We start from the raw sequence: 13,755 nt of genomic DNA, 5'->3' as shown, positions 1-13,755 counted from the left end.
TTTGCAGGGTGCGCCTCGGGTTGCCCCGTCACCTTTGCAGGGTTCCTGTGGATAACTCACAGAGCCTCAGCGCGATGCCGCCCAGACTGTAGAGATGACGAAGCGCACTGCTATCCCGGACCCCTTCACTCGCTATCCCTTCACCCAGCCGGAGGCTGTCTCCGCGTCGATCAGTCGCGGACGCCTTCGTGCCTCTGACCTGACGAGGCTGAGCAGGATGATCTATCTGCCGGTTGGCACCGAGCCCGAGCTCGTCGACAGGGTCCGCGCGCATCTTGCGGTCACTCCAGGGGCCTGGGTGTCCCACCAGACGGCCGCGGCAATCCATAACATGCCCGTTCCGCCCTGGCTTGCCGACGACGAGTTGCTTCATCTCAGCAAGCCTCGTGGTCTTCCACGGGTCCGCCGACGCGGGGTGGTCGGTCACGAGGTCAAGTTTCGTCCCTCGGAGCTGTGTTATCTGAACGGCATGCGGATTAGCGCTCCGGCGAGGACGTGGCTCGACTTGGCCATGCAGCTCCCGCATGAACATCTTGTCGCTCTTGGCGATCATCTTCTCCGTCATCCTCGACCGGGGCTCGAGGGACGCCGTGAACCTTACGCGACCAAGGAATCACTCGATGAGATGCTTTCGGCGCACCCCAAGATGAAGGGAGTCGTGCGGTGCCGCCTGGCACTCGAAGACATGCGCGTCGGGGCCGACTCTGTTCCTGAAACTCTTCTGCGGCTGGCCATTCTGTACGCGGGACTCCCAGAGCCAGAGTTGCAGCTGACGCTCGTACCCGACGATCCCTTTTCGCCATCCGGGGACTTGGGATACCCAGAGTTCAAGATCGTGATCCAGTACGAGGGTTCTCACCACGACGATGAGGCCCAACGCTTGGCCGACGCACGGCGGGACCGCGCCTTTCGCCTCGGTGGCTGGATAGTCATCCACGTGAGGCTCGACGACCTGCGCGAGGACTTTCGTGGGGTCATTCGGCGTATTTCCGCCGCCATCGGCGAACGCGCCGCCTAAGCACACCCTGCGGAGGTGACGGGGCATGGGGGTGGGGACCCTGCGGAGGTGACGGGGCATGGGGGTGGGGACCCTGCGGAGGTGACGGGGCATGGGGGTGGGGACCCTGCGGAGGTGACGGGGCAAAGGGGTGGGCCCTTTAGGCGAGGCTGACGCCCCCGGCTTCGAGTTCGCGGTACGTGGGCCCGAGATCGTTGGCAATCCCGGCGCAGAGATCCTTGAGCACTCTGGTGCGAAAACCGGCGCGGACGGCGTCGAGGGCGGTCGCCCTCACGCAGTAGTCGGTCGCGATGCCGACAACGTCGACGTCCGTGACTGCGTGCTGGGAGAGCCATTCGCCAAGGCTCGGGGAGTCCTCGGCGGTCCCCTGAGCGTCACCGGCTTGGGCGAGGTGCCCTTCAAAGCCGGAATAGGCGGCGGCGTACTGCCCCTTCCGGAACATCGCGTCGACGCTCGAGACGTCGAGGTTGGGGTGGAACTCGGCGCCCTGCGTCCCCGCGACACAGTGCGGCGGCCACGAGTCCACGAAGTCCGGGTTCTCCGAGAAGTGGTCCCCGGGCTTGATGTGCCAGTCCTGGGTCGTCGCGACAGCGCCGTACTCCTTGCCGTGCTGCTCGAGGTAATGGGTGAGGCGAGACGCGACGGCGGCTCCGCCGTCGACCGCAAGCGATCCGCCTTCGCAGAAGTCCTTCTGGACATCGACGACGATGAGGGCCCTCTTCATATCACCGCTTTCAATCTTCGACATGGACTCTCAATCTTCGACATAAACGGTGGGAATGACGGCCTCGCCGCGGTGCATGCGTCGCGCGGCGGGAGGCAGTTCGGCGATCGACGCGTCGTGCCGGGCGCGGGCACGCTCGACGGCTTCGGGCCCGGTCCACCCTGGCTGGACTTCGCCGCTGACCACGAAATGCTCAAGGAGCGGCCGATCGTTGCTGTCGCCCTCCGGGGGATGGCCCACGCCGATCAGTTCTGCCGTGGCCACGCCGTTCTCGTCGAGGCGGCGCAAGGCGAACTTGCGGCCTCCGACGGTCTGCTTGTTCTTCGCGGCCTTCGCCACGGAGACGAAGCGGCCATCGTCGTCCGTCCGGCTCACGAGCTTGTACACCATCGAGGCGGTGGGCGCGCCGGATCCGGTCACAAGCGAGGTGCCGACGCCATAGGAGTCGACGGGGGCGGCTGCCAGCGCGGCGATGGCGTATTCGTCGAGGTCCGACGTCACGACGATGCGCGTGTTGACGTTGCCGAGCTCGTCGAGGATCTGCCGCACCCAGTGCGCTTGGCCGATCAGATCGCCGGAGTCGAGCCGGACCGCGCCCAGCTGCTCACCGGCGATGTCCACGGCCGCGCGGACGGCGGTTTCGACGTCGTACGTGTCCACTAGCAGCGAGGTGCTCGGCCCCATCGAGGCAACCTGCGCCTCGAAGGCGTCGCGCTCGGTGTCGTGGAGCAGGGTGAACGAATGTGCCGCGGTGCCGACGGTCCGCAGTCCGTACCGCAGGCCGGCGGCGAGGTTCGACGTGCTTGCGAACCCGGCGACGGCGGCCGCCCGCGCGGCCGCGACGGCGGACTCCTCGTGCGTGCGCCGCGAGCCCATCTCGATGCACGGGCGGCCGTTGGCGGCGATGGTCATGCGGGACGCGGCGGAGGCGATGGCGGAGTCGTGGTTGAGCACGGACAGGAGGTACGTCTCGAGGATGCAGGCCTCGGCGAACGTGGACTCGACGATGAGGATCGGCGAATTCGGGAAGTAGACCTCGCCCTCGGCATAGCCCCAGATGTCGCCGGAGAACCGGAAGTCGGCGAGGTAATCGAGGGTTTCGCGGTTGACCACGTGCGTGCTCTCGAGGAAGGAGAGCTCCTCGTCCTTGAAGCGGAAGTCCGCGATCCCCTCGAGGAGTCGCCCGGTTCCGGCGACCACGCCGTACCGCCGCCCGTCAGGCAACCGCCGCGCGAAGACCTCGAACACCGAGCGCCTGTGCGCCGCCCCCGAGTGGAGGGCGGCTTGGAGCATCGTGAGTTCGTAATGGTCCGTGAAGAGCGACGTGCGGGGAGTCACGGGTTCACTCTAACCGGGGAGGGGGCCGAGCCCTGCCTAGAATGGCCACATGAGCTTGAGCGTCGCCACGGAACCCACGCATGGCCTCCGCGAGCAGACGACGGCGGCAACCGACTCGGCGTCGATGGTGCCCTGGAACCTCGTCGTCTGGAACGACCCGGTGAACCTGATGAGCTACGTGAGCTACGTCTTCCAGACCTACTTCGGCTACTCGGAGGAGAAGGCGGACGCCCTCATGATGCAGGTGCACACCGAGGGACGGTCGATCGTGTCCCACGGCTCGAAGGAGACGGTGGAGCGGCAGGCCGTCGCAATGCACAACTTTGGACTGTGGGCCACGGTGGAGAGGGCTGGCGAGGATGGCTGAGCCGTTCACCTACGGGCGCAAGGGGATCAGCGGGCGCTTCGAAGACGCAGAGCGGGAGCTCCTCCGGGGCTTGTTCCGCGACGTCGTGGCACTCCTTGAGCCTGACGAGCAGCCGGAGGAGGATCCGCTCGCCGCGCTCGTGGGCATCACGCCCAATGCCGCCGAGCCCGAGGACCCTGCGCTGAAGCGCCTCCTCCCGAACGTCTCCAAGGACGACGGCGAGGCCTCCCTCGAGTTCCGCCGCCTCACCGAACGCTCGCTCCGCGAGAGCAAGGCCGGGGCGCTGCGGGCCGCTGCGATGGGCCTCGAATCCAAAGACGTCCTGCTGGATGCGACGGCCGCAGCGCATTGGGCGACGGCGCTCACGGACGTCCGCCTGGTCCTCGCCGAACGCCTTGGCATCCGGTCGGAGGAGGATGCGGAGCGCGTGCACGAGATCGCAGACTGGTCTGATGTCGGGGACGACGACGTCGACGCCTACCTCGCGCTCGTCTACAACTTCGTCACCTGGCTCCAGACGACGCTCATCGACGCGATGATGGCCGCGTATCGTGCCGAAGGCGGTCATGGGCAGGCGGACCGGGCGTGACGAGTCCCCCTGCTGCGGACCCCCTGCTCGACCGGTCGGAGCGCCCGATCGGGATCTTCGACTCCGGCGTGGGCGGCCTTACCGTCGCCCGCGCGGTGATCGACCAGCTCCCGAATGAGTCGGTCCTCTACGTCGGCGACACCGCGCACGGGCCGTACGGCCCGCTTCCCATAGCGGAGGTCCGCGCCAACGCGCTCGGGGTCATGGACGAGCTCGTGGACTCGGGCGTGAAGCTCCTCACGATCGCGTGCAACTCGGCCTCCGCCGCGGTCCTTCGCGACGCGAGGGAGCGCTACACCGCCCGCTACGGCATCCCCGTGATCGAGGTGATCCAGCCGGCTGTCCGGCGGGCCGTCGTCGCCACCCGCAACGGCCGCGTGGGCGTGATCGGGACGAGCGCTACCATCGGCTCCCGCGCCTACGACGACACGTTCGCGGCCGCGCCCGATCTGCACATCGCCTCCGCTGCGTGCCCCGACTTCGTCCGCTACGTCGAGGCTGGCGTCACCACGGGTCCGCAGCTCCTCGCCGCCGCCGAGGGCTATCTCGCGCCGTTGCGCGAGGCCGGCGTGGACACGCTCGTGCTGGGCTGCACACACTATCCGCTGCTCACCGGCGTCATCAGCTATGTCATGGGCGACGGCGTCACCCTCGTCTCAAGCGCCGAGGAGACCGCGAAGGACGTCTACCGCGCACTGGTGAGCCACGGTCTCGAGCGCCGTTCCCTCGAGCCGCCGAGCCACACGTTCCTCGCCACCGGCGACGCCGCCCAGTTCGAAGTCCTCGCGCGGCGCTTCCTCGGGCCGGAGGTCCAGCGCGTGGAGCACGCGGAGCATGTTTCGGCGCACTATCCCACGGGGAGCCTCGCTCGGATCACCCCCGAGATGATCGAGGCGGCCCGGGCTGATGCGAGCGCCGGAGGCACGGGGCGCGTCTCCTACTTCGTGTCGCCGTCTGCGTCCGAAGGCGTGCCCGTGGATAGGATGCAGCAGTGAAACTCACCATCGTCGGCTGCAGCGGTTCATTCCCGGGGCCGAGCTCGCCGGCGAGCTGCTACCTGCTGACGGCGAACGACGGCGAACGCGACTGGCGCATCCTGCTGGACCTCGGCTCCGGCGCACTCGGCACGCTCCAGCGCTACATGGACCTCGAGGACATCGACGGTGTGCTGCTGAGCCACCTCCACCCTGATCACTGCATGGACCTGACGGGTCTTCAGGTGGCGATCCACTGGAATCCGAAGGGCTGGAGCTCGGGCCGCGTCCCGGTCTGGGGCCCCGAGGCCACGGCGCGACGCCTCTCGATCGCGCTGGACATGGAACCGCCCGCGGACCTCCATGAGGATTTCGAGTTCCACACCTGGACCGTGGGGGAGACGACCGAGCTGGGCCCGTTCCGCTTCTCCGTGCACACGGCCCGCCACCCGATCGCCGAGGCGTATTCCATGCGCATCGAAGCCGTTGAACCCCGCCGGGACGGAACCTTCGAGCGGCGCATTCTGGCGTATTCGGGCGACACGGACACGTGTCCCGGGCTGCTCGACGCCGCCCAGAACGCCGACATGTTCCTCTGCGAGGCGGCCTACCACGAGGGCCGCGACGACGCGATCGACGGCGTTCACCTCACCGGACTGCGCGCTGGACAGGCAGCCGCCGACGCCGGAGCGAAGCGCCTGCTCCTGACGCACCTTCCCGTGTGGAACGACGCGAATCGGACGGTCGCCGAGGCGCAGCGGGCCTACGGGGGCCCGATCTCAGTGGCGGTCGCCGGGGTCCACTACATCGTCTGACGGCGACGTCTGCGGCGTAGGCTGAATGTCGTCGCTGCCAGATTCGTCGTCGCTGCCGGTACGTCGCCCGCGGCGGAGGAGCAGCGCGAAGGCGACCGCCCCACCGAGGAAGACCAGCGCGGCGACCCACGTGTTGACGCGCAGCCCCAGGATCAGGTTCGCGTAGTCGGAGCGCATGAGCTCAACGACGAAGCGCCCCGCGGTGTAGATCATGACGTAGAGGCAGAACTCGGCCCCGCGGGGGAGCCGGAACCGACGGGCCGCCACGAGGATGGCGATGCCGCCGAGGGTGCACCACAAGGCTTCGTAGAGGAACGTGGGCTGGAAGTAGCCGAGGACGATCGGCTGTCCGTCGGGTCCCAGGGCCGCGCCGCCGGTGGCGGGGTCCATCTCGTGGATTTCGAGGCCCCAGGGCAGTGACGTGGGGTCACCATAGAGCTCGTTGTTGAACCAGTTCCCGAGCCGGCCGAGGGCCTGGGCGAAGAGAAGCCCCGGGGCGAGAGCATCCGCGTAGTCCGCCAGGCTGACCTTCGCCCGGCGGCAGCCGATCCATGCCCCGAGGCCGCCGAGCGCGATCGCACCCCAGATGCCGAGGCCGCCGTCCCAGATGGCGAACGCGTTCCACGGATTCTTGCCCGGAAGGAAGTACAGCTCGGGGTCCGTGATCACGTGGTAGATGCGTCCGCCGACAATGCCGAAAGGGATGGCCCACAGTGAAATGTCGAGCACCTGCCCGGCCTTGCCGCCGCGATGGACCCATCGCCGGTCTGTCAGCCACAGGGCCACCCCGATGCCCGCGAGGATGCACAGCGCATAGAAATGGATCTTCAGCGGGCCGAGACTGAAGGCGTTGACCGTCGGGGACGGAAGATAGGCGGGATGCACGCGTCCAGTCTAGGCGGGGCTCAGAGCATCTCGAGCGGTACCGGGTGCCGGGGCGCCGGAAACGCCGCGTCGAGGTCTGTGAGGTCCGCCGACGTGAGCTCGACCTCAAGGGCGGCCCGGTTCTGGAGGGTGTGCTGCGCCGAGGACGACTTCGGGATGGCGAGCACGCCGTCCTGGCGGAGGACCCAGGCGAGGGCGATCTGTGCAGCCGTTGCTCCGTGCCGCGCCGCGACCTCGTCAAGGACCGGGTGGCCCAGCACACGGCCCTGCTCCACGGGCGAATAGGCCATGACCGGAATCCCCGCGGATTGCAGCCGTGGTAGGAGGTCGGCCTCGATGCCGCGGCGCGTGAGGTTGTACAGCACTTGGTCCGTCTGGACGCCCTGCGGGCCGGTCGTACGCGGGAGCCCGGCGAGCTCGTCGAGGTCGGCGGGGTCGAGGTTGCTTACGCCCCAGGCCCGGATTAACCCCTGCTCCTGCAGCGCCACGAGGGCCTCGACGCTCTCCGCGAGGGGAACGTGCCCGCGCCAGTGGTACAGGTACAGATCGAGCCGGTCGGTGCGCAGGCGCCGGAGGCTCGCCTCGGCCGAACGCCTCGTTCCCTTTCGGGTCGCGTTCCAGGGGAGGACCTTGCTCACCAGGAAGACCTCGTCGCGGCGGCCCGCGATGGCCTCGGCGACGAGCTCCTCGGACCGGCCGTCGCCGTACATCTCGGCGGTGTCGATGAGCGTCAGTCCCGCGTCCAGCCCAGCGCGCAGCGCCCGCACTTCGTCGTGCCGCCGGGCGGCGTCCTCGCCCATGAACCACGTCCCCTGACCCAGCCGGGGGACGCGGAGTCCGCAGGGCAGGCCGAGGGTCGGCACGCCGTCGTGCGTTGCAGGGGAGCCGCTCGGGGTGGTCATGGGCCCAGCGTAGCCGCGCGCCGCTAAGCTGGTCCCATGATCCCAAGCACTCCTGCTAGTCCTTCTGCTGTGCGCGCCGACGGGCGCACTCCCGATCAGCTGCGTCCAATCAGCATCACCCGCGGATGGTCCAAGCAGGCCGAAGGATCGGCGCTCATCGAGTTCGGGAACACGCGCGTGCTCTGCACAGCGTCGTTCACGGAGGGCGTGCCCCGTTGGCTCAAGGGTGAGGGCAGGGGATGGGTCACCGCCGAGTACGCCATGCTCCCGCGCGCAACGAACACCCGCTCGGACCGCGAGTCCGTCAAGGGGCGCATCGGCGGGCGCACCCACGAGATCTCGCGACTCATCGGCCGTTCGCTCCGTTCGATCATCGACCTCGAGGCCCTTGGCGAGAACACGATCGTGCTCGACTGCGACGTCCTCCAGGCCGATGGCGGCACGCGGACTGCAGCGATCACCGGCGCGTTCGTGGCGCTCGCCGAGGCGGTGCGGTGGGCCAAGGACAAGGGGTTAGTGGAGCCGGGCGCAGAGCCGCTCGTCGATACGGTCTCGGCAGTCTCGGTGGGCATCATCGACGGTGTCCCCATGCTCGATCTCCCGTATGTCGAGGACGTGCGCGCGGAGACGGACATGAACGTGGTGGTCACGGGGTCCGGGAAGTTCGTGGAGGTTCAGGGCACGGCCGAGGGTGCGCCGTTCGACCGGGACGAGCTCAACAACCTGCTGGACTTGGCGCTCATCGGCACCGCGCAGCTCGCCGACATCCAGCGCGAGACGCTCGCCGAGGCCCTCAGGACCGTCTCGTGAGTGCAGCCCAACCGCTCGCGCACCCGCCTCGGCTGGTCCTCGCGACCCACAATCAGGGCAAGCTCCGCGAGCTGCGGGACCTGCTCAGGGGCCAAGTGCCGGGTCTCGACGTGGACACCCAGGTGGTCGACGCGCCCACCGTCGGCGGGCCCGATGTACTGGAGGACGGGGTGACCTTCGCCGAGAACTCGCTTCTCAAGGCGCGTGCGGTCGCCGCGGCTACTGGACTCGTGGCGATCGCGGACGATTCGGGACTCGCCGTGGATGTCCTCGGGGGCGCACCCGGCATCTTCTCTGCCCGATGGGCTGGTCGGCACGGAGACGACGAGGCGAACCTGCAGCTCCTGCTGGCCCAACTCTCCGACGTCCGGGACGAGCACCGAGCTGCCGCCTTCGTGTGTGCCGCGGCCCTCGTCACCCCGGCGGACGACGGCGGCGATCCCTACGAGCACGTCGAATACGGCGAGCTGAGGGGGACGCTCCTACGCGAGCCCCGCGGCGAGGGCGGCTTCGGGTACGACCCGATCCTGCGGCCCGAGGGCATGGACCGCAGCTGCGGGGAGCTCAGCCGCGAGGAGAAGAACGCGATCAGCCACCGAGGCCAGGCGTTCCGGGCCCTTCTGCCGGAGATCGTGAAGGCGCTGTCCTAAGGTCCTTGGCGTAGAGTCGGCGGAGGCTCAGCCCCGAGGGAGCGGCCTGGCATCGACGGAGGTCGAGAGGGCGGCCGACCCCACGAAGCGTCGCCGCCCTGAGAGTGCGCCGAAGACCGCAGCGGAGAGGCCGACGACGGCGAAGAGCGCGGCGACGGGCACAAAGGATCCGGCAGCTGCGTGGAGCTGGGCGACGAGGAGCGTTCCGGTCGAGCCCAATCCGTAGCCGAAGCCCTGCATCATGCCCGAGAGTCGCGCGGCGGTGCCGGCATCCCGCGTCCGGAGCATGGCCATCGTGAGGGCGAGAGCCGTGAGGGCCCCTTGGCCGAGTCCGAGCATGGCCGACCAGAGCCAGACCCCGCCGAGCGGTCCGACGATGCACAGGGCGAACCCCGAGCCGGTGAGCAGGGCGACGACGGCGTTGAGGGCACTCTGCCGGAAGAGCCGCGCCGCGATGGCGGGGGCGACGAGCGAGCCGGCCATCTGGAGCACGATCGAGAACGAGGCGATCAGGCCCGCGCTCGTGCCGTCGACTCCGCGCTCCCGGAGGATGGGCGAAAGCCACGCGAAGACGCTGAACGACATCATCGCCTGCGCCACCATGAAGAGCGTGACGTGCCAGGCGATGGGATCGCGCGTGAGCCGCGGGCCGTCGTCGTCCGCGGTGTGGAGCGGTTCGCGGCCGGTCCAGGCGAGCGGGGCGAAGACGACGGCGACGGCCGCTGCCGGGAGGGCCCAGATGCCGAGCGCGAGCTGCCAGGAGCCGCTCGCGCTCAGGACGGGGTACGTGAGGCCCGCCGCCAGCGCGGCCGACGCAACGATCGCCGTGGTGTAGAGACCGCTCATGAGCCCGAGCCGGTGCGGGAAGTCCCTCTTCACGAGGCCCGGAAGCAGGACGTTGCCGAGCGCGATGGCGAACCCGCAGACCGCGGTGCCGAGCAGCAGGGAGGGCAGCGTCCCCCAGCCGGGGATCGCCGTCGGCCGCACGAGGAGGCCGAGCGTCAGGAGCCCGGTCGCGGCAAGGAGGACGCGCTCGGCTCCGAATCGGCGGGCCAGCGGGGGCGCGAGCGGTGCGAAGATCCCGAGGCACGCCACGGGCGCCGTGGTCAGCACGGTGACAGACCAGTCGGGAAGGCCAGCAGCCCCTCGGATCTCCGACAGGACGGCCGAGAAGCTCGAGAAGACCGTGCGGAGATTGAGCCCGACGAGGATCAGCCAGAGGCCGAGGAGCGCAAGCCTCCGCCGCCTCGGCACCTAGCGGCCCTCGGGGGTCTCCGGATCGCTCGCTTCGGCGAGCCGCTCCTCGAGGTCTTCCGGAACGCTGCGGCCCTTCGCGCGGGCCTTGAAGAACTCGACGATGATGGGGATCACGGAGATGAGGACAATGACGATGAAGATGAGGTCGAGATTCTTCCCCACCCACTCGTAATGGCCGAGCCAGGCGCCCAGGAGGGTCACGCCGCCGCCCCACGGGATGGCGCCCAGAACGTTGTAGAGGAAGAACTTCCGCCGTTCCAAGCCCGCCACGCCCACGATCACGGGAACGAAGGTGCGGATGATCGGCACGAAGCGCGCCAGGATGAGCGACTGGCCTCCGTGGCGCTCGAAGAACTCGTGCGCCTTGCGGACGTTCTCCTGCTTGAAGAAGCGGGAGTCCGGCCGGCTGAAGAGGGAAGGCCCGATCTTCGCGCCGATGAGATACCCGACCTGGTTGCCGATGATCGCGGCGACGATGACGAAAAGGACCAGCAGCCACAGGTTGAAGCGGATGGCGCCAGTTGCGACGAGCAGGCCCGCAGTGAACAGCATGGAGTCGCCGGGCAGGAAGAACCCGATGAGCAGCCCGGTCTCGGCGAAGATGATCGCGCACACCACCAGGACGATCCAAGGGCCGAGCGGCGAGTCCCGGAGGAAGACGTCCGGGTTGAGCCAGTCAGGGAGGAACGAGGTGCTCCTCGGCTGGACCGCCGCAGGGAGGGCGGCAACGAGCTGGGTCAAGGCGGCGGGGATCACCCTCCAAGGGTACCGGAGGGGCCGTGGCGTTCCCGGATCGGAGCAGGCCCCGCGGCTAGAGTTGCCGCGTGCCCTTGGACTTCACCGCGATCGACTTCGAGACAGCCAACGGTTTCCGGGGCTCACCGTGTGCGGTAGGCCTCGTGAAGGTCCGCGACGGTCGTGCGGTGGAGGATGCCACGTGGCTTATGAGGCCGCCCGCCGGCCACGACGCCTTCGACCCGCGGAACGTCGCGATCCACGGGATTCGTCCTGAGGACGTCGCGGAACGCCCGCGGTTCGCCGACCTGTTCCCCGAGATCGGCGGATTCATCGGGGACGACGTGCTCGTTGCCCACAACGCGGCCTTCGACCTCGGGGTGATCCGCTCGGCGCTCGAAGTCTCGGAGCTGCCCGCTCCCGCCTACGACTACGCGTGCACGGTGGTTCTGTCCCGGCGCACCTACGACCTTCCGTCCCATTCGCTTCCGTTCGTCGCGGAGGCGGCGGGCGTCCCGCTCGTCAATCATCACGACGCCACCGAGGACGCTGCGGCGTGTGCCGGCATCCTGGTCGATATCGCCCAGCGCCACGACGCGGTGAGCGTCGAGGACCTGTACTCGTCGCTGCATCTCTCGCTGCCCCGTCACCCGGAGTTCGTCCCGGGCCGCTTGGGGTCTGGAGAAGCCGGGGGAGAGCGGACGACGGCGGCTCGCGGCTTCGCGGGCAGGCGTCGGTGGGCGGCGTGGCCGGAGGAGGGAGTCAATCCGGACGCGAACTCAGCGGCGGATCCCGCTCACCCCCTGTTCGGCCACCGGATCGTCTTCACCGGAGCGCTCGGCATGACGCGTTCCGAGGCGAAGGCGCGGGCGGCCGCGCTGGGCGCCCAGCCGGCGAGCTCGGTCACCCGCGCGACCACGCTCCTCGTGGTCGGTGATGGCTTCGTCGCATCCGATCTCCGCTCGGGCGTCGAAAGTGGCCGCGTGACCTCCAAGGCGCGGCGCGCTCTCAAGCTGAGATCGGACGGCTATTCCGTGGAAGTGCTGTCCGAGGGCGAGTTCCTCCAGATGCTCGGCGGGGAGTGGCCGGCGCGGAGCGCGTAGCGCAAGGCAACAATCCTTGTCCGTGGCGACCACGTATTCGTAGTCTGGGAAGATGCTTCGCCGTGCCTTCGCGTTCCCGAATCCCGTGAACGAGTACGCTGCCCGCTCGACGGCGGGAATCATCGTCGTCGTCAGCCTCGCCGCCCTCGCGGTCGGGTTGGCGACGGGATGGGGCTGGTCGCTCTGGGCGATCGCACTCGGCTTCTGGCTTCGCGTGGCTGGCGGACCCCGGTACTCGCCGGCGGGACGCCTCGCGGTCCACGTGATTGTGCCGGCCCTCGGCCGACGACGGCTCGTAGCGGGCCCGCCCAAGCGCTTCGCCCAGACGATCGGCGCTGTGCTCTCGACCGCGGCTGCCGTCCTGTGGACCGTTGGCGCGGGACCCGTGGCGTGGACGCTTCTGGGCCTGCTCATCGTCGCGGCGTCGCTGGAGGCTTTCGCGGGTTTCTGCCTCGGGTGCTGGATCTTCGGCAGGCTTCAGGCAGCCGGTGTCATTCCCGAGGGCGTGTGCGAGGCGTGCAACAACATCGCGCTGCGTCGGGGCTGATTGTCGAAGTTTGACCGGAGCTAGTTCGCGCCGGAAGCCTCGGCGAGCTCGGCCGCGAGCCGAGCCGCAATATCGATTCCCTCGAGCCTGCGGGTCAGGGCGTCCGGCACAGCGTCATTGCCCCAGAGGGTACCGAGGATCGCGCCGGCGATGGCTGCGGCCTCCGGGCCGGAATCTGCCGCCCGTTTCACGGCATCCTCGAAGCTGTACTGTTTGCTCTCGTTTCTCTCGTCTCTCTCGTTTCTCTCGGCCGGGCCCGCGGTGCGCTCGGCAATGATCGCCGCGGAGAGACCCGCTGCGAGCGCCCGGGCCGCGGGCGACGCGTCCTCAAGCCGCGCGCCCTCCTCCGGCGTCACGTCGAGCGCCGCGAGCACGTCGTCAGACGGGGCGCGGCGCGTGGCGAGCACGGCGCGCGCGGCCTCCGCCGCGTCGCTGACCGCCGAACCCGCGACGAGCTCCCGGACGATCAGGGCGACCGCTGCAGCCGCCTGAATCGCCGCCGGATCGCCGTGGGTGAGGGCTGCGCCGTCGAGGGCCATCGACACGACGGCGGCGGGGGGAGTCCCCTGGATGAGACCGAAGGGAGCGGAGCGGGCGGCGGCACCACCGTCGTCGTACTCGGCGCCGAGAGGCCGGGCCGCGCTTCCCATCTCCCCGCTCGCGAGAGAGCCCACCCAGGCTGGGCGGTCCGGCAGACGACGGCGTGCGGCCGGCTCCGCGTCGATCCACCGCTCCGTGATGGGCGGGGCCGACGACGGGAGTGCGACCCCTTGCCCGCCGGCCCACCGCAGGAAGGCGAGCCACACGCAGGCGGCCTGATCCGCGTACACCCCGTCGTTCGCCCACTCAAGGACCTGCGCGAGGGCATCCGCGGTGTACAGCGAGAGCTGGCCAGCCGCGCCCAGGCGGAGGCCGCCGTCGTCCGCGCTGTGCTGCCCCGCGCTGTGGTAACGCTCGGCGAGGGCTGCGGCCTCCGCTGCGGCGGCCCCCAGAAGGCAGCCGTGGATTCTCGATGCGGTGCTCGGCATGCTCGTCACGTGA

At 69.3% G+C, this 13,755-nt stretch carries 16 protein-coding genes; 9 read left to right on the top strand and 7 right to left on the bottom strand.

Features of this window, described 5'->3' with window-relative positions:
* The first annotated feature begins 94 nt into the window (after window positions 1–94).
* Window positions 95–1,018, top strand: coding sequence for a DUF559 domain-containing protein (locus tag ACTHL9_RS02905; RefSeq protein WP_440517185.1), 924 nt, complete (start codon window positions 95–97; stop codon window positions 1,016–1,018).
* 139 nt (window positions 1,019–1,157) lie between these two features.
* On the opposite strand, the gene ACTHL9_RS02900 is transcribed toward ACTHL9_RS02905, so the two are convergent.
* Window positions 1,158–1,742, bottom strand: coding sequence for an isochorismatase family protein (locus ACTHL9_RS02900; protein WP_440517223.1), 585 nt, complete (start codon window positions 1,740–1,742; stop codon window positions 1,158–1,160).
* A 30-nt stretch (window positions 1,743–1,772) separates the two neighbouring features.
* A complete protein-coding gene (locus ACTHL9_RS02895) occupies window positions 1,773–3,080 on the bottom strand; it encodes a nicotinate phosphoribosyltransferase (RefSeq protein WP_440517183.1) in 1,308 nt (435 codons plus the stop codon).
* Window positions 3,081–3,129: 49 nt separating this feature from the next.
* Here ACTHL9_RS02895 and clpS point away from each other — a divergent pair, with 49 nt between their 5' ends.
* Genes clpS through ACTHL9_RS02875 form a run of 4 tightly spaced genes read left to right on the top strand, consistent with a single transcriptional unit; the run spans window position 3,130 to window position 5,825 of the window.
* On the top strand, window positions 3,130–3,447 hold the full coding sequence (clpS, locus tag ACTHL9_RS02890; RefSeq protein WP_138413166.1) for an ATP-dependent Clp protease adapter ClpS: 318 nt from the start codon (window positions 3,130–3,132) through the stop codon (window positions 3,445–3,447).
* Window positions 3,440–4,036: a DUF2017 domain-containing protein gene (locus ACTHL9_RS02885; RefSeq protein ID WP_440517181.1), complete on the top strand. Its 597-nt coding sequence runs from the start codon at window positions 3,440–3,442 to the stop codon at window positions 4,034–4,036. The genes clpS and ACTHL9_RS02885 overlap by 8 nt, the downstream gene beginning before the upstream one ends.
* Window positions 4,033–5,031, top strand: coding sequence for a glutamate racemase (gene murI, locus ACTHL9_RS02880; protein WP_440517180.1), 999 nt, complete (start codon window positions 4,033–4,035; stop codon window positions 5,029–5,031). The genes ACTHL9_RS02885 and murI overlap by 4 nt, the downstream gene beginning before the upstream one ends.
* Window positions 5,028–5,825 (top strand): MBL fold metallo-hydrolase, encoded by a 798-nt coding sequence (locus tag ACTHL9_RS02875; RefSeq protein WP_440517178.1) that lies wholly within the window; start codon window positions 5,028–5,030, stop codon window positions 5,823–5,825. The genes murI and ACTHL9_RS02875 overlap by 4 nt, the downstream gene beginning before the upstream one ends.
* Here the strand turns inward: ACTHL9_RS02875 and lgt are convergent.
* Together lgt and ACTHL9_RS02865 are read right to left on the bottom strand one after the other, a co-directional pair.
* Window positions 5,790–6,710 (bottom strand): prolipoprotein diacylglyceryl transferase, encoded by a 921-nt coding sequence (lgt, locus tag ACTHL9_RS02870; protein WP_440517176.1) that lies wholly within the window; start codon window positions 6,708–6,710, stop codon window positions 5,790–5,792. The two genes, ACTHL9_RS02875 and lgt, sit on opposite strands and share 36 nt — an antisense overlap.
* Before the next feature lie 20 nt (window positions 6,711–6,730).
* Window positions 6,731–7,612, bottom strand: coding sequence for an aldo/keto reductase (locus tag ACTHL9_RS02865; RefSeq protein WP_440517174.1), 882 nt, complete (start codon window positions 7,610–7,612; stop codon window positions 6,731–6,733).
* Window positions 7,613–7,648: 36 nt separating this feature from the next.
* Between ACTHL9_RS02865 and rph the strand changes: the two genes are divergently transcribed.
* Entirely contained in the window at window positions 7,649–8,422 is a 774-nt protein-coding gene (gene rph / locus ACTHL9_RS02860; protein ID WP_440517173.1) for a ribonuclease PH, read from the top strand.
* Entirely contained in the window at window positions 8,419–9,072 is a 654-nt protein-coding gene (gene rdgB / locus ACTHL9_RS02855; protein WP_440517172.1) for an RdgB/HAM1 family non-canonical purine NTP pyrophosphatase, read from the top strand. Before rph ends, rdgB begins: the two co-directional genes overlap by 4 nt.
* A gap of 27 nt (window positions 9,073–9,099) precedes the next feature.
* On the opposite strand, the gene ACTHL9_RS02850 is transcribed toward rdgB, so the two are convergent.
* Window positions 9,100–10,326 carry an MFS transporter gene (locus ACTHL9_RS02850; protein WP_440517171.1) on the bottom strand — a complete coding sequence of 409 codons (1,227 nt, stop codon included), beginning with the start codon at window positions 10,324–10,326 and terminating at the stop codon, window positions 9,100–9,102.
* Window positions 10,327–11,085 (bottom strand): DedA family protein, encoded by a 759-nt coding sequence (locus ACTHL9_RS02845; protein ID WP_440517170.1) that lies wholly within the window; start codon window positions 11,083–11,085, stop codon window positions 10,327–10,329.
* Window positions 11,086–11,153: 68 nt separating this feature from the next.
* Here ACTHL9_RS02845 and ACTHL9_RS02840 point away from each other — a divergent pair, with 68 nt between their 5' ends.
* The gene (locus tag ACTHL9_RS02840) at window positions 11,154–12,167 is read left to right on the top strand and encodes an exonuclease domain-containing protein (RefSeq protein ID WP_440517169.1); all 1,014 of its coding nucleotides are present in this window, start codon (window positions 11,154–11,156) and stop codon (window positions 12,165–12,167) included.
* Window positions 12,168–12,219: 52 nt separating this feature from the next.
* Window positions 12,220–12,714: a DUF4395 domain-containing protein gene (locus tag ACTHL9_RS02835; RefSeq protein ID WP_440517168.1), complete on the top strand. Its 495-nt coding sequence runs from the start codon at window positions 12,220–12,222 to the stop codon at window positions 12,712–12,714.
* A gap of 20 nt (window positions 12,715–12,734) precedes the next feature.
* Here the strand turns inward: ACTHL9_RS02835 and ACTHL9_RS02830 are convergent, their stop codons facing one another.
* Window positions 12,735–13,742: an ADP-ribosylglycohydrolase family protein gene (locus tag ACTHL9_RS02830; RefSeq protein WP_440517221.1), complete on the bottom strand. Its 1,008-nt coding sequence runs from the start codon at window positions 13,740–13,742 to the stop codon at window positions 12,735–12,737.
* Window positions 13,743–13,755 lie beyond the last annotated feature (13 nt).

This window comes from Sinomonas sp., from assembly GCF_051955515.1.
Classification (GTDB): domain Bacteria; phylum Actinomycetota; class Actinomycetes; order Actinomycetales; family Micrococcaceae; genus Sinomonas.
The sequence above is the reverse complement of the archived record's forward strand: the minus strand, read 5'-3'. Positions and strand labels throughout refer to the sequence as shown.